Source organism: Burkholderia sp. PU8-34, from assembly GCF_053427725.1.
On record NZ_JBSAXC010000010.1, the window covers coordinates 232837 to 257777 of the forward strand.

Here is a 24941-nt window from a genome sequence, read left to right on the forward strand (position 1 = left end):
GCCGATTGGTACAACCAGCGAACCAATCTGATCCGTCGCCGCGTATCGCTTCACCCGGCCCTGCTCACTATCATGTGCACATGCACAAATACACGCTCACCGATGATGACTGTTTCGCTGTCCGGCAGGCCGCGCGCCGGATCTCGCAGTTTTACGAGCGTTACCTGTCGCACGCGGGCGTCACCTCGTCGCAGTACAGCATCCTCGCACTGCTGCGCGACCGCCCTGGCCTGACGATGGCGGCGCTGTCGGCCGTGCTGGTCATCGAACGCACTGCGCTGCTGCGCGCGCTGAAGCCGCTCGTCGGCGCGGCGCTCGTCGCGGGCCACCACGAAGGCAGCGGCCGGCGGCTCACGTTCGTGCTGACCGTCGATGGCGAAGCGAAGATCGCGCACGCACACCAGCACTGGCTGGCCGCGCAGGAAGCGTTCGAACGGCGGTTCGGGCCGACGCAAGCCGCCCAACTCAGAGACGAACTGTTCCGGATCACGCACAACATTCCGGAACGTTGAAGCAATCCCCCGATCGGCGCGTCGCGTCGATCGTTTCAATAAGTGCATATACATAGGTGAATCGATGGATACGACCCAGACTTCCGTTTCCCGAGAGGCCGCTCCCGTCGAGCACGTCGCGCGGCAGCGCCGCCGCGTGCCGTGGATGAAGGTCGCCGTGCTGGCCGTGGTCGCCGTGGTGGCGTCCGCGGGGCTCTATTGGGATCTCGTGCTGCGCTTCGAGCAAAGCACCGACGACGCCTACGTCGGCGGCAACGTCACGGTGCTCGCACCGAAGGTGAACGGCTTCGTCGATGAAATCCTCGTAACCGACAACCAGCGCGTGAAGGCCGGCGACGTGCTCGTCCGGCTCGACGCGCGCGACTACGACGCGAAGCTCGCGCAGGCGACGGCCGAAGTCGACAGCGCGCGCGCGGCCGTGACCGAACTCGAAGCGAAGCAGCAACTGCAATACGCGGTGATCGGCCAGAGCACGGCGGAGAAAAGCGCGTCGTCGGCCGAACTGACCCGCGCCGCATCCGACAAGTCGCGCTACCGCGAGCTCGTGAAATCCGACGCCGTATCCAACCAGATCGTCGAGCGCGCCGATGCCGACTATTCGAAAGCGAGCGCCGCAGTCGACCGCAGCGACGCCGCGCTGCTCGCCGCGAAACGGCAGCTCGACGTGCTCGGCGCGCAGCTCGTCGATGCCCGCGCGCGCGTGAACACCGCGCTCGCCGCGCAACGGGTCGCGGCGCTGAACGTCGAGTACACGACGATCCGCTCGCCCGTCGACGGCTACGTCGGCAACCGCACGGGCCGGGTCGGAATGCTCGCGAACGTCGGTGTGCCGCTGCTGACGATCGTGCCCGCGTCGGGTCTGTGGATCGATGCGAACTTCAAGGAAGACCAGTTGAAGCGGATGCACGCGGGCGACCGCGTCGATGTCTCGCTCGACGCCTCGAGCGTGACCCTGCACGGCCGCATCGACAGCCTCGCACCCGCGACCGGCGCGACGTTCAGCGTGCTGCCGCCGGAGAACGCGACCGGCAACTTCACGAAGATCGTGCAGCGCGTGCCGGTGCGCGTGCATCTCGATCCGCAGCCGGGCCTCGACAACGTGTTGCGTCCGGGCCTGTCCGCGGTCGTGACCGTGCATACCGACCATACGCACTGACGCGGAGCCCATCATGACCACAGGTTTCTCCGGCGACCCCGCGTCGCAACCGATGAAGCAGCGCGTGTTCGCGTTCGCGCTGATGTGCGTCGGGTTCTTCATGGCGACGCTCGACATCCAGATCGTCGCGTCGTCGCTGCGCGACATCGGCGGCGGCCTGTCCGCGAGCCAGGACGAGCTGTCGTGGGTGCAGACCGCTTACCTGATCGCCGAGATCATCGTGATCCCGATGTCGGGCTGGCTGTCGAAAGTGCTGTCGACGCGCTGGCTGTTCGTCGCATCGGCGGTCGGCTTCACGATCACGAGCATGCTGTGCGGCCTCGCGTGGGACATCAACTCGATGATCCTGTTTCGCGGGATGCAGGGCGCGCTCGGCGCCGCGATGATCCCGACCGTGTTCACGACCGCGTTCGTGCTGTTCCCCGGCAAGCAGCGGCTCGTCGCGTCGACGACGATCGGCGCGCTCGCGTCGCTCGCACCGGCCATCGGCCCCGTGATCGGCGGCTGGATCACCGATCAATGGTCGTGGCACTGGCTGTTCTACCTGAACCTCGCGCCCGGCATCGCGGTCGCCGCACTCGTGCCGCGCTACGTGCATATCGACAAGCCCGACCTCGGGCTGCTGAAGCGCGGCGACTATCTCGGCATCGTGCTGATGTCCGGTTTCCTCGGCTGCCTCGAATACGTGCTCGAAGAAGGCCCGCGCAAGAACTGGTTCAGCGATCACGTGATCGTCGCGTGCGCGTGGATCTCCGGGATCTGCGGCTTCCTGTTCGTCGTGCACGCGCTGACCGCGAAGGATCCGATCGTCGACCTGCGTGCGCTCGCGGTCCGCAACTTCGGGATTGGCAGCCTGCTGTCGTTCGTCACCGGCATCGGGATCTTCGTGACGGTGTTCCTGACGCCGCTGTTTCTCGCACAAGTGCGCGCCTTCAATTCGCTGCAGATCGGCGTCGCGCTGCTGTCGGTCGGCGCGTTCCAGATGCTGGCGCTCGGCGCGTATGCGTTCGCCGCGCGCTTCGTCAGCATGCGCGTGCTGCTCGTGTTCGGGCTCGTGTGCTTCGGCCTCGGCTGCTACCTGTACACGCCGATCACGCACGACTGGGGCTGGCGCGAGCTGCTGCTGCCGCAGGCGCTGCGCGGCATCGGCCAGCAGTTCAGCGTGCCGCCGATCGTCACGATGTCGCTCGGCTCGCTGCCGCAGTCGCGGCTCAAGTCGGCGAGCGGCCTGTTCAACCTGATGCGCAATCTCGGCGGCGCGATCGGCATCGCGGTCAGCGCGACGATGCTCAACGACCGGCTGAACTTCCATTACCTGCGCCTCAACGAGCACGTGACGGCCGGCCAACCGCAGATCGCCTCGCTGCTCGACGGGCAGACCGCGTACTGGACGGCTGTGGCCGGCGACACGCTGAACGCCGCGCAGTCCGGACTCGCGAACCTGCATCACCTCATTTATCGCGAAGCGCTGACGCTCACGTATGCCGACGCGTTCTATGCGCTGTCGCTGTGTTTCGTCGTCGCGCTCGCCGCGGTGATGTTCTCCAAACCCATTTCGTTGGGCGCGCCGCCGCCGGACGCGCACTGAGGAAATCAACATGAAGAAGCTTCTTGTCGCCATCGCCATCAGCGTGTTCGCCGCCGGCTGCGCGGTGCAGCCCGCGCAGCATCCGGCGCTGCACGAGTCGGTCGAAATGCTCGCGCCGGCCGCGTGGGACACGGACGTGCCGCGTGCCGATGCCGATGCGGCGACGTGGTGGGCGCAGTTCCGCGATCCTGTGCTCGACCAGCTGATCGCGACCGTGCTCGACGGCAATCTCGACCTGAAGGCGGCCGCCGAACGCGTGCAGCAGGCGCAGGCGCTGACGGTGCAGAAACGCTCGGTGCTGCTGCCCGAACTCGATGCGACCGCGCGCGGGGCCTACACGCGCCAGAACACGCCGCCGCCGCTCGGCTACGTGAAGCAGACCGGCGCCGGCCTGGCGCTGAGCTGGTCGCCCGACGTGTTCGGCGGCGAACGGCTCGACCTGCTCGCCGCGCAGGCCGAACTCGTCGGGCAGAAACATGCGGAAGACGCGATGCGGCTCGCGCTCGCGGCGGACACCGCATCGGCCTATGTCGACCTGCGGTGGGCGCAGCAGGAACTGAGGATCCTGCAGGACAACGCGCAGATCCGGCAGCGCGCGCTCGATCTCACGCACAAGCGGCAGGCGTTCGGGCTGTCGACCGAACTCGACGTCACGCGCGCGCAGAACCAGCTCGATGCGCTCGAAGCGCGCATTCCGCCGACGCAGGCGCAGATCGCGCATCAGCTGAACCTGATCGCCGTGTATTCGGGCCGTACGCCCGAGTCGGTCGACCGTCTCGTGCTCGCGCAGGCCGGCGACATCCCGGCGCCGCCGGACGGCACGCCGCAGACGCTGCCGTCGCAGGCGCTGCTGCGCCGGCCGGATGTGCTGACCGCGTATGCGCAGGTCGAACAACGCGCGGCGCAGGTCGGCGTCGCGAAGGCGGAGCGCTATCCGAAGTTCTCGCTGAACCTGTCCGACGGCATTCTTGCCGCGTCGTTCCTCGGCATGCCGACGCTGACCGACAACCTGTTCAGCGCGGCGTTGAGCGCGACGAGCCCGATCTTCAATGCGGGGCGCATCACCGCCGACATCGCGCAAAGCGAAAGCCGGATGCGCGAGTCGGAACTCGGGTTGCGGCAAACGATGCTGCAGGCGCTGCGTGAAGTCGAGGACGCGCGCGCGGATCTCGTCAGCACGACCGCGGCGACGCAGCGGCTGAACAGCGCACTCAACGCGTCGGACAAGGCGCTCGATCTCGCGAACAAGCTCTACAAGGGCGGTGCGACGGATTTCCTGGACGTGCTGTCCGCGCAGGAGGTGTATCTGCGCGATTCGGACGCGCTCAATCAGGTGCGCCGCGAGCACGCGCTGTCGGCGGTCGCGCTGTATCGGTCGCTGGGGGGTGGGTGGAGCCGGAACGACGCGGCGGATGGCGCGAAGTCGGAGGCGGTCGCGGCGAATTGATCGATGGTGGTAATGGGAGCTGCGCGTGGTGTGTCGCGCGGTGATGTACCGCGGGCCGTCCGGTGGTGGCCGGCATGGCCCGTCATTCCGGAGCGGGGCGTGAGCGATCCAGCGCGGGCTTCGCGCCAAGACCGACCCCGACCATCCCCGTCACCGCATCGATCGGCTTGCGCAGCTTCACGTAACCCGTCCGTACGCGGCTTGTCGAGAAGACCACCGCCATCGCGCAAAACCACGTCAGCGACTCCGCGACGAAAACCGCGAGCGTCGCGTACCGCTTACTGCGGCGGACGCTTCAGCTTCACCCATCGCTGCACCGACGGCCGTTCCCACTGCGCACGCGCGTAGTCCGCGAGGCGTGGCGGCACCGGATCGTCGTTCAGCACGAGGCGATTCAGCATCACCGCGAGGTCGACGTCCGCGATGCACCAGTCTCCGCAGAGATTCGCCGCGCCCGGCGCGAGCAGCTTGTCGGCGGCCGCGAACAGTTTCTGCGCGGCGGCCTGTGCGAGATTCGACAGCGGCTCGCTGGACGGCCCGTAGAACAGCACCTCCGTCGAACGTTCGGTGCGGATCGGCATCAGGTCGCTGCGCAGCCACGCCTGCACCTGGCGCGCCCGCGCGCGCAGGCGATTGTCGGCCGGATACAGCGGCGTGCCGGGGAATGCGTCATGGAGATACTCGGTGATTGCCGACGATTCCGACAGCGCGAAGTCGTCGTGAACGAGCGTCGGCACGCGCTGCGTCAGCGACGTCGCCGCATAGTCCGGCGCGAAATGCGCGCGATTGCCGAGGTCGACGGTGACCATCTCGAACGGCAGCGATTTTTCCTGAAGCGCGACGTAGACCGACATCACGTACGGGCTCGTGTATTCCGAGTCCGCGTAAAGACGGAGATTCCCGTTTTGCACTGCTCTCTCCTTGTTCATTTGCACCAGGGCATGGGCGCGTGCGATCGGCCGACGCGCCCGCGGAAGCGACAAGCAACTGGATTCTGCGACCAACCCGCAGGAGTGTAGCAACGCGCAGGGGGGCGCGTGTGACGGTTCGGGAAGTGAACGGCGGCTATTCGGGCCACCGGTAACCGATCACGGTGTCGAGCGGATACGCGAGCTCGCGCACTTCTTCGAGCTGATTGCCGCCGAACAGGTAGACGTTCTCGTGGTTGTGGTGCAGATAGAACCCGACATGCCCCTTCCAGCTCGCCGGATCGTCGCGCGTCAACACCGCAATGCAGCCGTAGACCGGCCGCTCGAGCGCCCTGCCCCATTCGAGCCACGAGCGCGCGAGCGCGGAGCCGGTGCCGCGGAGGCCCGCGTGCGCCATGCACCAGTTGAGGAACGACGAGCACCACGAGATCTTGTCGTCATAGCCGACGAGGCTCGTGTGGTTGTTGTACTCGACGATGCGGGGATTCGTCTCGCCCGCGGGGAAACGACGCACGCCGCGTTCTCTCATCGCGACGGGCATCCATACCGGCTGGTGATCGACAGTCATGTGCGTGACGTCAGGATGTTGTTTGCGAAATCGTCGCCGATCTGCGCGCGGATGTCGAGCGGTGGACCGCCCATGCGCCGTTCCGCGTGGCGGATGCATACCGGATACATACAGGACGCGTGACGCCGATCGGCCCGTTCGAATCGTCGGGACAATGCGCGGCCGACGGGTACGGATCGTGCGGTCGCATCGTGGCGCGCTTGCGGCAACGCATGACGTTCGCCTCGCATCGGTCGCGTCGACGCGTGGCATCGGGCCCGAGTGCCGCGGATACCGCCGGATGACGGCATGCGATGGTCGCCAAGGTCCACCTTCGGATCGCGCCCAACGCTTTACAGACTGCCGACAACGATCACGATGTAACCATGCAGTCACTTAACACGCGCCATTTAGGGTCTCAAAGAAATCATCTTTTACACACACTTACAGTACCGGCCCGGCGACTTAACTAGTCTGAATTGACTCGCAGCGCCGCTTCCCGATGTACCTCGGCGGATGACTGCGAGCCGTCAACACGGTTGAAAGACCACATTCAGCAAGGCCCCGCGGCAGAGGGGGCCAATCAGGTGGCCGGCCAAGCCGGCCCGTTCAGACAGTGCGTCGATCCGACGAACGCTCGGAGCGGATGCACTGCGGACAACTAGCGACACAGGTGGGCCGGGACCAGCGCGCACGCGTTCGTGCGCAGCGGCACCGGCTTGCTTTCGACGACGGCGCCCAGCGCTGATGCCAGCACCGGGCTTGCGATGACTTTCGTCCGCTCGTTCGCACGTTTGCCATGCAGGAGAGCCTCATGTCTGACCAGCAACTCGACAACCGCCCGCCTGAGAGCGTCCCCGACGCGCCCGCGCCGCATGACAACCCCATCGCGCGCCGCCAGTCCGCGGCAGGGCGCCCGCTGTGGCACCTCGCCGTGCGCTCGATCGGCTACGGCGTGGTGCTGTTCGTCGCGTGGGTCGTGCTGACCATCATGTTCCCGAACATCTTTACGCGCTCGTCGGAACGGGCCGTGGTCGATAGCCAGGTGGCGCTCGTCACGTCGCCGGTCGAAGGCATCGTGATGCAGCAGCTCGTTGCCGCCGGCAAGCCGTTCGCGGCGAACCAGCCGCTGATGACGGTGCAGAACCCGAACATCGATCGCGCGCTGCTGATCGACCTCACCGGCAAGGCGCTCGATAACCAGCAGCACTACAACGCTGCCCGCGCGCAACTCGCGGGCGACGAGAGCCAGCTCGCCACCAACGGGCACGACCTGCAGCGCTACCAGAGCGCGTCGCAACAGGATCACGCGGCGAGCATCCGCGCGCTGCAGGCGCGGCTCAATGTCGCGAAGGCGCAGGTCGACCAGCAGGCCGACGTCGTCAGCCGCAACCAGGCGATGCAGGAGGCCGGCGCGGTGAGCGAGGCCTACACCAATGCGTCGCGCTACCAGTTGTCGATCCTGTCGAACGCGAAGGCCGCGGCGGCCGCCGAGCTCGATCACGCGATGGCCGACGGCAATGCGTCGCGCAACAAGGTCTACGCGTCCGCCAGCGACGGCTCCGTCTCGACGCTCGAGCAGCACGGCCGGCTGCTCAGTGCGGACATCGTGCAGCTCAAGGCGCAGATGACGCAGTACGAGACGTACGGCCAGTCGGTCGACAAGATGATCGATGCCGAGAAGGCGCGGCTCGACCGCCTGTCCAATCTCGAGATCCGTTCCAGCGAACCCGGCGTCGTCGAAGACGTGGTCGCCCCGCCGGGCACGCGCGTCGCGGCCGGCGCGACGCTGATCCGCGCGAGCAACTGCGGCCAGTCGCGCGTCGTCGCCGTGTTCCCGCGCAGCCTGAGCGACGACCTGCTGCCCGGCACACGCCTGAACGTGCGGATGGACGGCGTGCCGCACGCGGTGCCCGCATCCGTGTCCGAGGTGCTGCCACGTGCGTCCGACGGCGAGCAGGCGCGCTACTTCGTACCGTTCCCGCCGATCGAGAAGAACGAGATCTACGTGATCGCGAAGCTCGACCGGCCGCTGTCGGCGCTGCCCGTCAGCGCGCGCGCCGATTCCGCGGACCGCTGCGCGATGGGCCGCTGGGCGAAGGTCAGCCTCAACCAGAGCTGGCTCGGCAGCAGCGTGTCCGACATCGTTCCGGACGACGTGAACTGGCAAGGCGGCCTCCGGTCGTTCGCCGATCACGCGCAACCGTGGTTCGACGCGCTGGGCGCGGCCGCCGACCGCGGCCTGCACTGGCTGCGCAGCCAGTTGTCGTAGCGCCGAGCGCACCGGGACCGACGCCGATGAAGCTGCCCGTCATCCACCGCTTGCGCAAGATCGCCTGGCTCGCGATGCTGCCGCTCGCACCGCTGATGTTCGCCGCGCCGGTTGCCGCCGGCGCCGACAACGCGCCGCCGCCGTCACCGTCTCCGCAGCGTGCGGCACTGCTCGCGTCGGGCTGCAAGACGCTCGCCGACCGCGTCGCGGCCGTACCGGGCTCGGGGCCCGTGTTCCTCGACAGCTACGAGGCGGCGCCGGGCGGCCCCCCGCTTGCGTCGGCGCTGATGCACGCGGCGTTCGTCTACGACAACGCACTCGCGAGCATCGCGCTGGTTGCCTGCCATCGCCCCGACGACGCGCGCCGCATCGCCGATGCGTTCCTGCAGGCGAGCACGCAGGACCGCCACTTCCACGACATGCGGCTGCGCAACGCGTACCGCGCCGGCGCGCTGCCGGCCGGGCCCGCGCCGCTGCCCGGCTGGTGGGATGAGCCCAGCAAGCGCTGGTTCGAGGATGCGTATCAGGACGGCACCGCCACCGGCAATGTCGCGTGGGCCGCGCTCGCGCTGCTGACCGTTCACGACGCGACGCACGACAAACGCTATCTCGACGGCGCCGCCGCGCTGATGGGCTGGGTCGATCCGGGCCGGCTCGATGCGACGTCGCCGGCGGGCTACGTCGGCGGCGAGTTCGGCTATGAGCCGAAGCAGATCCATCAGGGATGGAAGTCCACCGAGCACAACGTCGATACCTACGCGGTGTTCCACTGGCTCGCCGACCGCACCGGCGACGCGCGCTGGCGCGCGGCGGCAGACCGGTCGCGCAGCTTCGTCGCGGCGATGTGGGATGCGCAGCAAGGCCGCTTCCTGATCGGCACGCGCGACGACGGACACAGCCCGAACGTCGGCCCGTCGGCGCTCGATGCGTCGCTGTGGCCGCTGCTCGCGATTCCCGACGCGCCGCCCGACTGGCGACGCAGCGTCGCGTGGGTCGACAGCGCGCACCGGATCAACGGCGGCTACGGTTTCAACGCCCATCCGGACGGCGTGTGGACCGAGGGCACCGGCCAGGCCGCGCTCACGCTGCAGGCGGTCGGGCAGCACGACAAGGTTCAGCCGCTGTGGGCGCTGCTGCTGTCGCAGCGCGCGCCGTCCGGCCTGCTCTATGCGACGCCCGACGCGCGCATCCGCACGGGGCTGTCGATCGGGCCGACGTCGAAGACCGAGGATTTCTTTTACTTCCACCTGCCGCACCTCGGCGCGACCGCCTGGGCCGTGCTCGCGGCGGCCGGGTGGAATCCGTTCCGTCCCGGGGGATGCCTGCCCGGTGGCAGTTGTCCCGTTGGCGGCAGCGTTCATGCGCAGGTTTTGGACGGGAACTGAGTCGGTGCTGATGCGCTGACGGCGTTGCGTGGGACCGGCATCGTTCACGCGCTGGTCTCGGACAGGAACTGAGCCGGTGCTGATGCGCTGACAGCGTTGCGTGGGACCGGCATCGTTCACGCGCAGGTCTCGGACGGGAACTGAGTCGGTGCTGATGCGCTGACAGCGTTGCGTGGGACCCGAGTACGAAGCGTGGGGCCGGAGCCCCGGTGCTGAAGGACAAGCTCCGCTAGTCACAAGCGCTGACGCATCAACAACTTTGCATGGGATCGAACCAGGCGCCCGGTTCGGTCGACATCTGAACGACAGGAGCAACGATGTTCGATTTCTTTCTCGCCAGCCGATCCCTGCTCGTCATCAACGGCGGCGTGCTGTTGATCGTGTTCGTGCTCACGCGGCTCGGCAAACGCGAGCGCGCCGTCGACCGCATCCTGTTCGGCGGGGTCGCCGCGACACTGCTGCTGACGTACCTGTACTGGCGCGTGACCCAGACGCTGCCCGACCCGCGCATGGATTTTCCGAGCGTGTGGGCGCACGTGTTCTTCGGCTTCGAGTGCATCGCGCTGATGTACACGCTGATCTCGATCGTCGTGCTCACGCGCACCAGCGATCACACACCCGACGCCGATGCCGGCGAAGCGCGGCTGCGACGCGCCGCGAAAGTGCCGCGCGTCGACATCTTCATCGCAACCTATAACGAAGGGCTCGAGATCCTCGAGAAGACCATCGTGGCGGCGCTCGCGATCGACTATCCGGACTTCCGCGTGTGGGTGCTCGACGACACGCGCCGCGACTGGCTCAAGGCGTTCTGCGAACAGGTCGGCGCGAACTACGTGACCCGCCCCGACAACACGCATGCGAAGGCCGGCAACCTGAACAACGGCCTGTATCGCAGCGCGCAGGGCCCGGACGGCGGCGCGCCGTACATCATGGTGCTCGACGCGGACTTCGCGCCGCACCGGAAGATCCTGATGCGCACGATCGGGCTGTTTTCCGATCCGAAGGTCGGTGTCGTGCAGACGCCGCAGTTCTATTACAACGCCGATCCCGTGCAATACAACCTGCGCTCGACCGAATGCTGGGTCGACGAGCAGCGTGCGTTCTTCGACGTGATGCAGCCGGCCAAGGATGCGTGGGGCTCGGCGTTCTGCATCGGCACGTCGTTCGTCGTGCGGCGCGACCTCGTCGATCACATCGGCGGCTTCCCGACCGGCACCGTCACCGAGGACATCCACCTCACCTACCGGCTGATGCCGCACGGCTATGTGACGCGCTGGCTCAACGAACGGCTGTCGGTCGGGTTGTCCGCCGAAGGGCTGGCCGAATACATCAGCCAGCGCAGCCGCTGGGGGCTCGGCACGATCCAGGTCGCGCTGACGCCCGATGGCCCGCTGCGCGGCCGCGGCTATACGTTCACGCAGCGGCTGCATTACGTGCACGGTCTGCTGCACTGGCTGAGCCGGCCGTTCACGCTGATGCTGCTGCTCGGGCCGCTGCTTTACTGGTATTTCAACGTGCCGACGCTGTATGGCGAACCGATGCAGTTTCTCGCGTACGGCGTGCCGTCGCTGATCGCCTACTGGGGCTACAGCATGTGGATCACCGGACGGCGCGCGTTGCCGATCTTCACCGAGGTCACGCAGATCGTCTGTGCAATGGCCGTGAGCGCGTCGCTCGCGAGCGCGATCCTCCGTCCGTTCGGGCGGCCGTTCAAGGTTACGAACAAGGGCCTCGACCGCTCGAAGCTCATCATTCACGGCAAGTTCGCGGCGCTGTACGGCAGCTTGATCGCGCTGTCCGCGCTTGGGCTCGGGCACGCGCTGTCGAGCGATCCGGACGCACCGGGGCTCGTGTTCAATTCGGCGTGGACCGGAATCTCGCTGCTGCTCTATCTCACGTCGCTGCTGGTTTGCGTGGAATTGCCTCGGCCGCGCAAGGAGGAACGCTTTCCTTATCGCGTGTCCGCGCGGTTGCGTGTCGGTCAACAGGAATACGCGGTGACCACACACGATCTGTCGTGCAACGGCGCGGGCGTGATCACGCCGCAAGCCGGTTCGCTGCCGGTCAATGCCGAAGGTGCGCTGTGGCTCGCGCAAATCGGCTGGATCCCGTGCCGCATCGTGCGCCGTCACGGCCGCCTGCTCGGCGTCGCGCTGCACGTGGATACCGCGGCACGGCACGGATTGATCCGCATGCTGTTCGGCGATCCCCCACACAACATCGCGGCGCAGGGCCAGCCGAAGCTGGCGATCTCGCGCCTCATGCAGCGCGCGCTGTCGGACTGAGTCCGGTCTCTCGCCGCCCTTCTTTTTCTCGCTCTGGAATCGTCGATCATGCGTAGCCTTCCGTTCCCTTCTCCGCCGATACGCGTGCTGCCGCTGGCGCTCGTCGTCGCGCTCGCCGCCTGCTCGATGGAGCCGACTTACCAGCGGCCCGACGCGCCGATCCCGTCCGCCTATCCGAGCGGTGCGGCTTACTCAACGCCGGGTGCGAACGCCGCCCAGCAGAATGGACCGGCGGCGGCCGAACTCGGCTGGCGACAGTTCTTCGTCGATCCGCAGTTGCAGCAGTTGATCGCGCGGGCGCTCGCCAATAACCGCGATCTGCGCATCGCGACGCTCAATATCGAGGCGGCGCGCGCGCAGTACCGGCTGCAACGCGCGGCGCAGTTTCCTGAGATCGATGCGAACCTTGGGCTGAACAGCCAGCGTCTGAGCCCGGGGCTGCGCGCGCCCGGGCAGTCTCCGTTGATCAACACGTTTACGGCCGGCGTGGGGCTGACCAACTTCGAGATCGACCTGTTCGGACGCGTGCGCAGCATGAGTCATGCCGCGCAGGAGCAATATCTCGCGACCGTGGAAGCGCAGCGCAGCGTTCATATCAGCCTCGTGGCCGAGGTCGGGAATGCCTATCTGACGTTGATGGCCGATCGCGCGCTGCTCAAGCTTGCGCAGGAGACGCTCAAGAACCAGCAGGATGTCGCGCAGATGATCCATCGCGGCAAGCTCGCGGGCGGGATGGCGCAGCTCGACGAGCATCGCGCCGATACGCAGGTGCAGACCGCGCAGGTTGCAGTCGAGCAGTACACGCGGCAGGTTGCGCAGGATGAGAACGCGTTGACGCTGCTGATCGGCGGCGGTCCGCTGCCAGCCGGGGTGACGAACGCGATGCCGCTAGACAATCAGCATCTGCTCGCGGAGTTTCCCGAGGGGCTGCCGTCGACGTTGCTGGAGCGCAGGCCGGACATCATGAGCGCCGAGCATCAGTTGATGGCCGCCAATGCGAACATCGGTGCGGCGCGGGCGGCGTTCTTTCCGAGGATCTCGCTTACCGGCATGCTCGGGGTTGCAAGTGCGAGTCTCGCCGGGTTGTTTTCAGGCGGGGCCGCGTGGTTGTTCGCACCGCAGTTGACGATGCCGATCTTCGATGCGGGACGCAACAGCGCGAACCTCGATCTCGCGACGGTGGAGAAGGATGTGAATGTCGCGAACTACGAACGCACGATTCAAAGCGCATTCAGGGAAGTCTCGGACAGCATGGCTGCGCGGACGACCTTCGAGCGCGAGGTGAAGGCGCAGCAGACGATGGTCCACGATATCAGCGAAACCCAGCGGCTCGCGCAGATGCGGTTTCAGAATGGGGTCGATGATTACTTCGGCGTGTTCGATGCGCAGCGGCAGTTGTTTCAGGCGCAGCAGTTGCTGGTGACTTATAAGCTCGCGGGGTTGACCAGCCGGGTGGAGCTATATAAGGCGCTGGGTGGCGGGTGGGTTGAATCGTCGAGTCAGGTGGCGGGCGCGCAGCCTGTGGCGAGGGCTCAGCCTGCGGCGGCGGCGCGGCCTGCTCCGGCGGCACGGACCGCTGCGGTGGCTCGGCCTGTTGATGCGGCGCGGCCTGGTGCGACTCAGTCGAGTGTTGTCACGCAGCCCGCTGCAGCAGCGCAGCCGCGTGTGACGACGGTTGTCGTGACGGAGCCGGGTACGGAAGCGCGTCCAAGTGTGGCGACTCAGTCGGGCGTAGCGGCTCAGCCGGGCGCCGCCGCGCAAACAAACACGATGGCACGGCCGAGTGTGACGACTCAACCAGGAACGGCGGCGCAATCGGGAACCACGGCGAACCAAGGGGCCGCGCGGACGCCCGCACCGTCAGTGACTACGACACGCGCGGTTGATTCATCCGGCGTCACGGCGATAACCGAGACGACTGTCACGCCGGGCACCACGGGCGGTATCGCAAGCCCCAGACAGTAACGGACGTCAGCCATCTCCGCCAAGGACTACGAACTTCGCTGAGGCAGATGTTGGAATGCGGTGTTATCGCACCGGGCGCGTGCAGCGGGTCAAACTTGATTCCCGTTTCCCGTTTGACATTGCTGACAGACGCTCGCGTGGGCAGGCCAGAGCCACGGCCGCTCGCGCCGGACATCGCCCGACAAGAGCGCATGCGCCGACAACCGGATGCCCGCGTTCACTCTGCCGACAGGCAGTTGCTTCTGCCAGATCGCAGGCGTGTTCACTCAGACCCGACGGAACCAGTCGTCGATCGCCAGCTTGGCCCGCCCGAATGACCGAGCTTCGGCAACCACGCGAATGCGATGATCACCAGCGCCGAGCCGGCGACCAGCATCGGCACGACCATCGGCCACGCACCATAGCGGTAATGCGGATCGACGAAGGCCGCGGCCGTCTGCCCCATGCAGAAAGCACCGAACATCATGATGAAGCCGGACCACGACACCGCACGCCCCGCCAGGTGCGGCAGGCCGCTGACTGCGTTGGCCTGTCCGCAAGGTTGATGGATGCCATGCCCGAGGCAGTACACCGCGTGGCCCAGCAGCAGCGGCCATGCGCTGCCGGGGAGCAGCCAGCAGCCTAACGCCTGGATGATTGCGCCCGAGAGGCTCAGCGTCGCGCCCTGCCGTACCGTTAGCAAGACACCCTGACGATGCAGCAAACGTCGGCAGCCAATCGTGCTCACCATGTAGACCAGCGAGCCGCCGGCGGGTATCCAGCCGTAAAGCTGAGGCGACAGGCCCAGATACCCGATGTAAATCATCGGCGAGAGCAACAGGAAGCAGAAGACACCGCCATACGTCGTCGCGGCCAGCAGCGCCCACGCCCGAAACTCCGGACTGTTGAAGATTTCCCGAACGCTCCCGGCTTGCTTCTGCACCGCCGCGTTCTGGTGATTGGTTTCCGCGAAGCCGCGCCAGCACGCCACGCACAGCGCGAGCGCATACAGACACATGCCCGCGAGCACCCAGCGCCAGCCCGCGTGCTGCGAGACATAGGCACCGAGAATCGGCGCAACCAGTGCCGTCGCACCCAGCCCCGTGAGCCCGCGCGCCATCACGTGCGGACCGTCGCTCGCCGGATACAGGTCTCGCACCGCCGCGCGCGCACATACCAGGATCGCGGCCATGGCCAGTCCCTGGAATGCACGCGCGGCCGCCAGCATCCACGCGGTGTCCGCGAGTGCGCCTGCCAGTGCAGCGACGGCGTAGCCCGCCAGCCCGGCCAGCAGCACCGGACGGCGGCCATACCGATCGGCAAGGCTCCCCATCGGCAACTGCCCGATGCCGAACGCTAGCGCGAACATCGTGAGGCTGGCGCTGGCCGAGCCGAGCACGGTAGCGATCGCCGGCAGCGCCGGCAGGTAACTGTCGGTTGCGACCGGCTGCGCAGCCAGCAGGAAAGGCAGCAGCAATGCAAAGCTCAGGGAACCGCGGCGGATCATTCAGGTTTGTCCCGGAGCAAATCGGTTGTGGGCAGGATCATCGTTGCGACATTGCGGGCGCAATCGGGGAGTGGCATGCGCCTGGGCACGGGTGCAATCTGGTTTCTCTCAGGGATCACTTTCGTTATGGGTGTTCTTCTTTGACGATGCCGATCTCGAGTCGACCTCAGTACGCAATGGTCGCGGCGCGTCGCAGTTCCTCGGCAGTGGCCGTGCCGAAACCGAAGAACTCCAGGTACGCCGGAATCATCTCGAACAGCATGTCCGTGCCGACCTGAACTTCGCAGCCCTTGTCGAGGGCCGCGCGCAGGAACGGCGTGTACTCCGACTTCATCACCACTTCGCCGACGAAGCAGCCGGGCGACAGGCGTGCCACGTCGAACGGTAGCGGATCGTCCTCTTTCATCCCCATCGGCGTCGCGTTGACCACCACGTCGAAACCGTCCGGATCGTTCGAGCCGGTGCGTACCGTCAGCTTCGGATAATGCTCGCGCAGCCGCTGGGCCAGTTCGTCGGCCGTGTTGGTCCGCGTGTCGTACAACGCGAGTTCGGCCACACCGGCTGCCGCAAGCGAAGCGGCAATCGCCGAACCTACGCCGCCCGCTCCCGAGAGCAGAACACGCGCGCCTTCGAGCCGCCGCCCCTTGCGCAGCACGCCGCGCACGAAACCGGCGCCGTCGAACTGGTCGCCCAGCAGCGTGCCGTCCGGACGCTTGAGCACCGCGTTGCAGGCACCGGCGATGCGCACGGCGGGCGTGACTTCGTCGACGAGCCCGACCGTCGTCACCTTGTGCGGCATCGTGATCAGCGCGCCGCGCAGGTTCGTGAAACGGAAGATCGACTCGAAGCTCTGCGCATAGTCCTCGGCCTTGACGCCCATCGGCACCACGACCGCGTCGATGCCCTTCTGCTCGAACCAGGGGTTGTAGATCATCGGCGACTTGAAGCTCTCGGTCGGGTAGCCGATGTGCGCGATCAGGGTGGTCTTTCCGGAAATCATGGTCGTGGTGTTCTCTAAAGCGACGGTTATGTTCAGGCGGTCAGGGCCTGCGTGCGCAAGCGTTCGTACTCGGTCTTGTCCACCGGTTGCGCGTCGGGCTGGCCCAGGTCGTTCATATGGACGCGATAGGTTTCGCGGGCGCTGAGTGCAGCCAGCGCAGCGATTACCGTGACGACGAACGCGATCGCGCCGACGGTCAACCAGACGTTGGCGGCACCCGGGGGCGCCACTGCAGTGAAGAGTGCCGGCAGCATCGCGGTGATGGCCGTGCCGACGTTCTGTGCGATTGCCATCGCGGAGACACGCGTGCGGGTCGGGAACAGTTCCGGGTAGAAGCTCGGGAACACGGCGTTGTAGCCCTGATAGACCACGCCCCACATCAGCAGCGACATCGCGAACGCCAGCGGCACGCTCTTGATGCTGATCGCGTAGAGGTAAGCGAACGCGAGCACGCCCGACAACAGCGAACCGACGATGATCGGCGGCTTGCGGCCGATCTTGTCGGACAGGTTGCCGACGTACGGAATCACCAGCACTGCGACGATGTTGCCCACCACCGGGATCCACAGGTAGACGTCTTTCGCGAAGCCGATGCCGTAGGCCGGCTGCACCGCGTAGGCCGCGCCGAAGATCGTGGCGACTACCGGGATCACGTTCATCAGCGCCATGCACACCACACGCAGCATGTTCGGCGTGCTGTACTTGAACGCGTCGACGACGGGCGAGCGCTTGCTTGCCTGACGGCCTTCGCCTTCAGTAAAGGCCGGCGTCTCGCTCACCTCGCGACGGATGATATAGCCCGCGATGATGACCACGAAGCTCAGCAGGAACGGGATGCGCCAGCCCCAGCTGTTGAACTGGTCCGACGGCATGTAGTGCGCCAGCGGCAAGAACACGGCGGCGGCCAGGATCTGCCCCGCCTGCACGCCCTGCAGCGTGAAGCTGGAATAGAAGCCGCGCCGGCCGAAGGGCGAGTGTTCGAGGATCATCGAGCTCGCGCCGGAGATTTCGCCGGCCACCGCGAAGCCCTGGATCAGGCGGAGGAGCACCAGCAGCAGCGGCGCCATCAGGCCGACCTGGTCGTAGGTGGGCAACAGGCCAACCCCGATCGTCGAGAAACCCATCATGAACATGCACCAGAGCAGCACGGTCTTGCGGCCGTGAGTGTCGCCGAGGTGGCCCAGCACGAATGCGCCGATGGGGCGGGCGACGTAGCCCACGCCGTAGGTGGCAAGCGACGCGACGATGGCCGTTTTCGGGTCGCCCTTCGGGAAGAAGATCTGCGGGAAGATCAGCGCTGCTGCTGTCGCGTAGATGAAGAAGTCGTAGTACTCGAGCGCCGAGCCGATCCAGCCGCTTGCGGCGGCCTTCTTCGACTGGTGCTTGCCTTGGGGTTCATGAACCGCGCGTGTGGTCATGGTTGTCTCCGGTTTCCTCTAGATAAATTGACGATTTACTTACGTCGTCTTACTGGTAACAAGAGTAGCCGCGGGGGGCGGAGGGGGACAAGGGAGTCAGGCTGATAAATGTTCGATCATCGCGCAGTTGCGTTCGATTATCGGACGGTATGAGGGTTTGTCTGGGGCGGGTGGAGGGTCGGTCAGGTTGGTGGTTTTGGTGGACTTGGCGTTGGACGTTGGACGCGTCGTTGAAGGTGTAGGCATTCGTCAAGGACCTTCCGCTTGCGGCCAGCGGTGAGCCGACGTCCCGCTCGTATCCGCCCGCACGGCCGTTCGACGCCGCACATGGCGCTTACGGTGGCGCAACCGGAAACGCACACGCACTACGACGACGGCACGGGCACGCATTGCACGGCGTCCTGTAGCGCGAGGACGTCGCGGTCGTCGTGCAATATCAAGTGGTGATGGGTGACGCTGACCGCGCGATACCAGCCGGTCAGCATGGCCGTCTCAAGACGAATCCCGGCGGTATCGCATTGCAGCGCCGTATCTCACATCGCCGTGACGATCAACCTGCCCGGCTCGATCGTTATCCGCGCTTTTCGGCCCGGGACAAAACCTGCGTCGTGGATGATCCACATTCCGCCAATCCTGAACCACGGGTAAAAACTCTTGGGCCTCTTTCCCATGTCCTTCGGGAAGCCCCAGGATTCCTGAATCGTTACGTAACGTTCCGTGATCGGTGGGCGTGATTTATCATTTGCCTTAGCCATGGGCAACTCCTAGATAGTTGGCTGTGGTTAGCGGGTCGTGAGTGTTGGTAGCACTTGCGGCCCGCGCTCGTTTACTGCGGTGTTTTGATGATTCGGATTCCTCCTTTGTTGACGTTTCGATGAAGACAGTGCTCCGATGGGAGATCACTGCGTGAGGCGTATCCATCGGCTCTCACAACGCACTCGCGATCGCCATCAGTTGGACATCACCTATTTGACCATCGTTTGTCGCCTAACGTTTGCTGATTGGATGCACGTTAGCCGATAGGCATAGGCATGCGATTTGGTCAGTGTTCTGGGCCATTGCGTGCGCTGATGGCGAGATGGAGAGATGGAGAGCGAATCGGGGCAAACGTCGATCTACCTCAGGGCGCGATCGATCAGAACGTGACGCTTCGAAACAATTCGATTGAATCGGACTCACTTAATGAGCACGTTCCGATCCGGATGTGACTGTTGCTCTTGAGGTTTGTTCGTTCGGCCGTTGCGGACATTCGGGGATGCGATTCTCTGTGGCGGCTACCGGTTGTTTTCGGGACAGCGGGAGCACCGCGGGCGCGACGACTGTCCGCTGTCACTGCCATCGAATGCGTGCTGTCCAACCCAGAACTGCCATTCGTACCGCGCCCCGTCAGCGGCCGTTGTCCACGAAGTCCAACGGCCATTCGCTCACGCGAGGTCGACTGCACCTTTTCGACCTGCTGCGGTCCATGGTTGCAGGTCCTGCCTAATGGCCGGTATCAACTTATACCAACCTGCCTCCACGATTCCTGTGGTGGGTCAGCCTGCTATCTGGCCGCCGCGGGTAAATCGGTTGAGCTGGTTGTCTCATTCAATCCGACCGCAGCAGCCTGCACGGGCGCAAGCCAAGTGCGCAAGAACGCCAAAAAGTCTCGAACCGTTGCAGAGCCCCCGATAGCCTCGTGCTCCAACAAGCCTGTCTGATCTAGAACGACGCCAAGACTCATTCCCGGCTTCTCGCGCTGGCCTTCCACGCAGAATGCAGCCTTCAGGCGCTTAGCTGACATGGCACATACCTGTTCTGGCGACGCACCAGCTGCTGGTGCCCAACTAAAGCGTGCATCAAGGAACTCCAGCGTCTGCTGCAGCCCGGCATGCCCGGAACGGCACTCGTGCACAACATCCTCCAAGGTACCGTTGTCCTCAGCCCACTTTTTCCAAATGTAGGCCGCGGTCGGGCCAAATGCGCTGTCCTGCATGACGGCGGCAGTGTCTTGAAAGTTTCGCCAATCGTTCGTGAGCCATGTCGAGCCACCGATCGTCGCAAGATCCGCACTGACTTCAGCCCGTGCACCTATGAGACCGCGAGCGTCTGCATCGGCAAACAAAACGTAAGTCAATCTCGGACGACTTGCGGATTGCCCTGCACTGGCAAAGGTTGGCGCGTTAAGCAAGGCAAATACGTTCTCTAGGAATGGAGACATATTTGCCTTCCGATTCGAGCCTCCGTAATTAAAAATCATCACCAGCGTATCTTCACACTTGAGAAGATAGTCAGGAAGGAAAAATTTCTTGGCAAGGTCAAGACGCAAATCGTCCGCGACTCGAATCTTGAAACTCTGCTGCAGCACATTTGAAATTGGATACGGCAATTCTGAAAGCTTAAGCTCCGCCTTTGAAAATCCAAGCTGTGTCTTAAGCATCCTATTTAGAAAGGCGGCATCGTGCGGGCCTTCGCAGAACATCAAATGCGCATTGGACCATTGTGTCATTATTGAGCCCCCCGCAGATCGACATCGCCGGCCTCTAGCAATTTCTTGAATTCCGGTCCTGAAAAGTCACGTGTTCTAATTCCTTCCGTGGTGTTAACTATCGCATGGCATGAGAGATCTTCCGTCTGCGGAATGGCCGTGATGAAGGCATCAATGCATTCTTTGCTGTGGCTCGTGATGAATGCCTGGACATTGAATTTCAGCGCCATCTGATGCACAAAACGCGAAAACGGGCCGATCAGCCTATAGTGAAGCGCATTCTCAAATTCATCAATCAGTACGACGCCGTGCTGCGCTGAGGCAAACAGCAGCGACAGCAGGAACATCCGCTGCAAACCTTCTCCGTAGCACGACAAGTCAACGCCAGACGGGAATTGTCGGTCTATCACCAAGAACCGCTGTCGCTCGTCGGTAAGGCGAATGTCCTCCAACGTCGGTAATAAGTTATCTCTTAAGAAATCAAAAATTTCTGGGAGTGCCTTCGATTGAACGCTCTTGTGGTAGAGGCTCGTGTATCGGTGGGGCTCGTTGAAGAAGAACGGGCTGCTAAAAATCACCGGGCATAGCAGGCGAATGCTGTCGGCGTGTGTTTCCCGGTCCTGACCTTTGTAGATTCGATTCAGTGAAACCAACTCAGTTGAACCAAAATTCGACTCGATTTCGATCGAGCCGAGGTAACGAGTTCGTTCGATCGACGAATCTTCCTCAAGACATTGTCGGATATTAACGGCTGCATGTGTTTGGTCATAGGTACCGTCAATACGCAGCGTCTCGTTGCCCAGTTGCTCCAGCATCCATTCTGGATCGAGCTGATCCGTTGCGACTTTGCCGCGACGTCGCATCACATCCAACAGACCGTCCAAGTCGTTCTGTCGTGCGAGCAGATAGATTGCCTCCAACAACGAGGTTTTGCCGGAGTTGTTTATGCCCGCGATGAGATTGATTCTAGCCAACTGTGCCATGTCCACACCAGCAAGCCGGCGATAGCGTTGCACATGAACCCGAGTAAAATGAGAATCTACGCGATCACGGAATACTGCTTTTTGTTCGACACCGCTCAGACCTGAGGCACGCGCACGGTCTATGATCGATTGCAACTTCCCGCGAACAGCCTCTAGTTCGGGCAGGTTCTGTGGACGGATCGCCAACTGTGCCAGCGTTTCTACATCAGCCGCCACAGATCGGACAGCAGATTCCTGTCGCTCCCGGAATACTAAATCGCTCGTGCGGTAAGCACCGTTGAGGTCCCGGTTCGTCTTCAGGTAGGCCAGCGCCCGCTCATCATCGATCACTTTGGCTAAAGTGTCCACATCATCACGCCGCGTGATTACCGGCTCTAGGTATTTACCGCCATAACCAACCGACCCATCATCCTCCGTCTCCTCCGTCGGCTCACGCGACATGAGCGAAAAGAAGAAATCTCGATTTGCGGTGTTGTGAGTGTGGCGGTCTCCATCATCCCACTCCATCCAATTTTTCAGAGCAGCACTCCGCACCGCATGACGGAAAATAGGGAACATGGATTCGTTAAATTGATCTCCGTAATCCGAGGCACGATATTCTGCCACCAATGAAAGTGCGCGCAGGCTTCGGCGCACCTCCACTTTGGTTATGCCAATGCGCTTGCAGATTTCATCTTCGGTCAATTCGTAATCTGTGTGCAGTGACTCCAACAGCTGGGCCTGGTTCCATTCGCCCCACTTCTTGTTCCCACTGATATGCTTAAGGGCCATCAGCGTGAGGTGATGCACCTCGTCGGCATCGGTATACAGTACTACCGGAACCTGGCTGAAAACTTCGGGCTGAAGTTGCCCCAAGTCGATGCCTTTGGACTCGTGCTCCTGCTGCAAGAATTTCAGCGCAGCAATTCGGCGGTTACCCTCAACAACCAAAAATCCACCGCCAGGAAGCTCGCGAACGAGGATCTGGTCAACACGCAGGTAGCCGTTAGCCTTGAAACTGTCAATCAAATCCTGAATATTTTGGTTCTTGTCGCCGCAAAGCAGTCGCATCGTTCGCTGCATTACGTCACGATTCTTCACCTCCACATCAGTAACCGTCTTCTGATCGGGCTCGTGAATGATGCGGAAGTTGTTTGGGTCAAGGAACAGACTACGCAGGCTGATCCGCCGAAGGTTGGCAGAAGCCTTCGGCGCGGCGACGTCATTATCGGGAGGCGTCTGATCAGACATGATATGGCTCCGTTGGCGTTATGCGCAATTCGTCGAGCAGCATAGTCCGTGCGCCGTGCGGACTGCCGGGTGTTTGGCGTTGGTGTGTCACGCGGTGCTTCCTCGCAGAATAGTGCGGGGTAGGGCATTGTCCGACACTCCATGCAACGGGTAGCCGTGCGCTCGACAATAAGCCACCACCATTTCTTCGACCATGTTGGCGACGCTGCGCATCTCGCTCTCCGCAGCCGCTTGCAGCGCCGCTTTAATCCGTGGCTCTACGCGGACCCTCACCATTTGGTTTTTTGCTACCGCCATCAATCGGCTCCTGTAAGCAGAACGCCAGCATATCGCCAGCTTCACGCGGAGACAAGGCTGGCCTTGGTGGTGCTGACCATGTTCCGACCGACCACGGCGATTGACCGCAAAAGTCCGCTGTTTACTGCGGAGTCAACTCTTGGGTATCCGTCCCAGCGCGCGAGCGTACGGCCGAAACTGGCCGATAGTACCCGTTCGGCGAATCTCTACGGAACGTGCGTGGGAACCCGCAATGGTAACTGTCTAGCAGTTGTGTGAACGAGTACTGCCGGCCATCAAGCGACGTTCGCCTCGCGCGTTGGCGTGACATTCGGGCGTCGACCTCAGCCCCACCGGTTCGTGGCTACATTACTCCGATGATGGTTCCGTCCAGAACGCATCACCATCTTCCGGGCCGTCACGCAGCCCCACAATCCCGAGATACATCAAGATTGGGATTGTTTTACGGTACGCCGCCCCCTGCAAATCAAAGGCGAGCCAACTCAAACTCAAGCCCCACACGATCGGGCCAAGCCATTCAGCCCACCAAGGAAACCGTGCGAGGATGTTCTTCAACAATTCCTTGGCCGCCTCGCGCCCGATGAACTGAGCAATGACGGCAATGGCCAAGCCCTGGACAATCGAGGCAGTGATTTCCGGCCCGAGGAGCGAGAACAGAAGCGGCAGGAAGTGTGCCTTGTTACTTTTGATCTTCTCGAAGAATTCGTCTTGCTGTTCCTTGCCTATTTTCGCGTTTTCGAACAGATCTCGTTGCTGCTCTGGCTTTAAATCGAAAAAGGCCCGTTCCACAACGCTCTTGACCAACCGTTCGAGGCGAGCCTCCACGGTTCCAAGCGCCTTCTGACGGATCTTCAGCTTCTTGCTGACGTCGTCCAAGATTTCGTGAATGCCCACGCCGGCGGGTTCCTGTGACGAGAACACCTTTCGGTATGCGTACGCGACCTCGGAACTGCCTAGGTATCGCACCTCCCGCTCGACCAGCTTCGCCAATGCCCCTTTCGCCGTCGCACTGCTGCTCCGCCGAAAGCTGTCGAGCGCCGCCTTCAGGTCACTGTCTGACGACAAATTGAAGATGCCTTCGATTTGCTCGATCAGAAAGACGAAGTCCTCGACTTCGCACTTCATCAGCATTGACGTCATTTCATACGCCATGTTCTCGCTCCGTTATAACTAGAAATTAGTCGGTGTCGCAGAGACGGATTTGCATTGTTGGTTCCGGCTCGAAGTCCCGTCAATACTGCACAAGTATCGTCACCCGCCGATTCACCGCCCGCGCCGCCGCGTCATCCCCGACCATAAGCGGCAAGTTATCCGCGCGCCCGATCGCAGCCAATCGATGCGGTTCGACGCCCCGCTCGACCAGATACCGCACAACAGCCCCGGCCCGCGCAGACGACAGTTCCCAATTGGATTCATATTTCGCCGTCGAAATCGGCACGCTATCCGTATGCCCTTCAACCAGAATGTTGTTCGCCGGATGATCCTTCAGCACACCCGCAATCCGCGCGAGCACATCCGTCGCTTCCGGCAACAACCTCGCATCACCGACGTTAAACAGAACCTTCGCGTTGATTCCGATCTCAACACCGTGCGCGGCATTCGTAACCGTCACCTGTCCCTGATCCTTTAGCGACTTAAGCAGCGAAGACCATTCCTGTGCAGCCTGCCGTTGAGGATCACCAGCGGCACTCGCCTTCCCCTGCCCCGCCCCCAGCTGCACCACCGTCTGATACCGCACCTCAAGCGCGTTGTACTTCGCGAGCTGCAGCACATAAAGCGCGAGAAACAGCACCATCAGTGTGGTGATGAGATCCGCATAGGAGATCAGCCATCGACCGGACTGCGAGCCTTCGCCGCCGTGTTCGTCGTGATCATCGGTATCGGATGCGAGGCGCTTGTTACCAGATTGCGCGTACATAGGTCAGAACCCGTGTTCGTTATGCGTGGCGTAGAAAACCAAGAAACACACTCAGC

At 63.6% G+C, this 24941-nt stretch carries 18 protein-coding genes and 1 pseudogene; 8 read left to right on the plus strand and 11 right to left on the minus strand.

From position 1 onward, the window contains the following. Nucleotides 1–80 precede the first annotated feature (80 nt). From ACV22Z_RS23600 to ACV22Z_RS23615, 4 genes are all read left to right on the plus strand, one after another. On the plus strand, nt 81–512 hold the full coding sequence (locus ACV22Z_RS23600) for a MarR family winged helix-turn-helix transcriptional regulator (protein WP_448078679.1): 432 nt from the start codon (nt 81–83) through the stop codon (nt 510–512). Nucleotides 513–576: 64 nt separating this feature from the next. After that, on the plus strand, nt 577–1668 hold the full coding sequence (locus ACV22Z_RS23605) for an HlyD family secretion protein (protein WP_448078680.1): 1092 nt from the start codon (nt 577–579) through the stop codon (nt 1666–1668). Nucleotides 1669–1681: 13 nt separating this feature from the next. Then, nucleotides 1682–3256 carry a DHA2 family efflux MFS transporter permease subunit gene (locus ACV22Z_RS23610; protein ID WP_448078681.1) on the plus strand — a complete coding sequence of 525 codons (1575 nt, stop codon included), beginning with the start codon at nt 1682–1684 and terminating at the stop codon, nt 3254–3256. 10 nt (nt 3257–3266) lie between these two features. Beyond that, the gene (locus tag ACV22Z_RS23615; RefSeq protein WP_448078682.1) at nt 3267–4703 is read left to right on the plus strand and encodes an efflux transporter outer membrane subunit; all 1437 of its coding nucleotides are present in this window, start codon (nt 3267–3269) and stop codon (nt 4701–4703) included. Nucleotides 4704–4785: 82 nt separating this feature from the next. Here the strand turns inward: ACV22Z_RS23615 and ACV22Z_RS23620 are convergent. The 3 genes and pseudogenes from ACV22Z_RS23620 to ACV22Z_RS23630 form a co-directional block, all read right to left on the minus strand. Then, nucleotides 4786–4971, minus strand: a pseudogene (locus ACV22Z_RS23620) (lysine transporter LysE); the annotation flags it as partial. Nucleotides 4972–4981: 10 nt separating this feature from the next. Next, nucleotides 4982–5614, minus strand: coding sequence for a glutathione transferase (yfcF, locus tag ACV22Z_RS23625; protein ID WP_448078683.1), 633 nt, complete (start codon nt 5612–5614; stop codon nt 4982–4984). Between the two features lie 154 nt (nt 5615–5768). Further along, nucleotides 5769–6200, minus strand: coding sequence for a TIGR02594 family protein (locus ACV22Z_RS23630; protein WP_448078684.1), 432 nt, complete (start codon nt 6198–6200; stop codon nt 5769–5771). Between the two features lie 778 nt (nt 6201–6978). Here ACV22Z_RS23630 and ACV22Z_RS23635 point away from each other — a divergent pair. From ACV22Z_RS23635 to ACV22Z_RS23650, 4 genes are all read left to right on the plus strand, one after another. Continuing rightward, on the plus strand, nt 6979–8451 hold the full coding sequence (locus ACV22Z_RS23635) for an HlyD family secretion protein (protein WP_448078685.1): 1473 nt from the start codon (nt 6979–6981) through the stop codon (nt 8449–8451). Between the two features lie 26 nt (nt 8452–8477). Then, entirely contained in the window at nt 8478–9836 is a 1359-nt protein-coding gene (locus ACV22Z_RS23640) for a hypothetical protein (protein WP_448078686.1), read from the plus strand. 317 nt (nt 9837–10153) lie between these two features. Beyond that, nucleotides 10154–12121: a glycosyltransferase gene (locus tag ACV22Z_RS23645; RefSeq protein ID WP_448078687.1), complete on the plus strand. Its 1968-nt coding sequence runs from the start codon at nt 10154–10156 to the stop codon at nt 12119–12121. A gap of 48 nt (nt 12122–12169) precedes the next feature. Then, the gene (locus ACV22Z_RS23650) at nt 12170–14086 is read left to right on the plus strand and encodes an efflux transporter outer membrane subunit (RefSeq protein WP_448078688.1); all 1917 of its coding nucleotides are present in this window, start codon (nt 12170–12172) and stop codon (nt 14084–14086) included. A 262-nt stretch (nt 14087–14348) separates the two neighbouring features. Here ACV22Z_RS23650 and ACV22Z_RS23655 read toward each other — a convergent pair whose 3' ends face one another. The 8 genes from ACV22Z_RS23655 to ACV22Z_RS23690 form a co-directional block, all read right to left on the minus strand. Further along, nucleotides 14349–15572 carry an MFS transporter gene (locus tag ACV22Z_RS23655; protein WP_448078689.1) on the minus strand — a complete coding sequence of 408 codons (1224 nt, stop codon included), beginning with the start codon at nt 15570–15572 and terminating at the stop codon, nt 14349–14351. 166 nt (nt 15573–15738) lie between these two features. Further along, nucleotides 15739–16572, minus strand: coding sequence for a shikimate dehydrogenase family protein (locus tag ACV22Z_RS23660; protein ID WP_448078690.1), 834 nt, complete (start codon nt 16570–16572; stop codon nt 15739–15741). Nucleotides 16573–16604: 32 nt separating this feature from the next. Continuing rightward, a complete protein-coding gene (locus ACV22Z_RS23665) occupies nt 16605–17990 on the minus strand; it encodes an MFS transporter (protein WP_448078691.1) in 1386 nt (461 codons plus the stop codon). Between the two features lie 533 nt (nt 17991–18523). Continuing rightward, entirely contained in the window at nt 18524–18745 is a 222-nt protein-coding gene (locus ACV22Z_RS23670; RefSeq protein ID WP_448078692.1) for a SymE family type I addiction module toxin, read from the minus strand. Nucleotides 18746–19533: 788 nt separating this feature from the next. Beyond that, nucleotides 19534–20478: a hypothetical protein gene (locus ACV22Z_RS23675; protein WP_448078693.1), complete on the minus strand. Its 945-nt coding sequence runs from the start codon at nt 20476–20478 to the stop codon at nt 19534–19536. Further along, nucleotides 20478–22670: an AAA family ATPase gene (locus tag ACV22Z_RS23680; RefSeq protein WP_448078694.1), complete on the minus strand. Its 2193-nt coding sequence runs from the start codon at nt 22668–22670 to the stop codon at nt 20478–20480. Before ACV22Z_RS23680 ends, ACV22Z_RS23675 begins: the two co-directional genes overlap by 1 nt. Before the next feature lie 645 nt (nt 22671–23315). Then, complete coding sequence (locus ACV22Z_RS23685; RefSeq protein ID WP_448078695.1) at nt 23316–24119, minus strand: hypothetical protein; 804 nt, start codon at nt 24117–24119, stop codon at nt 23316–23318. A 79-nt stretch (nt 24120–24198) separates the two neighbouring features. Next, complete coding sequence (locus ACV22Z_RS23690) at nt 24199–24885, minus strand: OmpA/MotB family protein (protein ID WP_448078696.1); 687 nt, start codon at nt 24883–24885, stop codon at nt 24199–24201. Between the last annotated feature and the right edge of the window lie 56 nt (nt 24886–24941).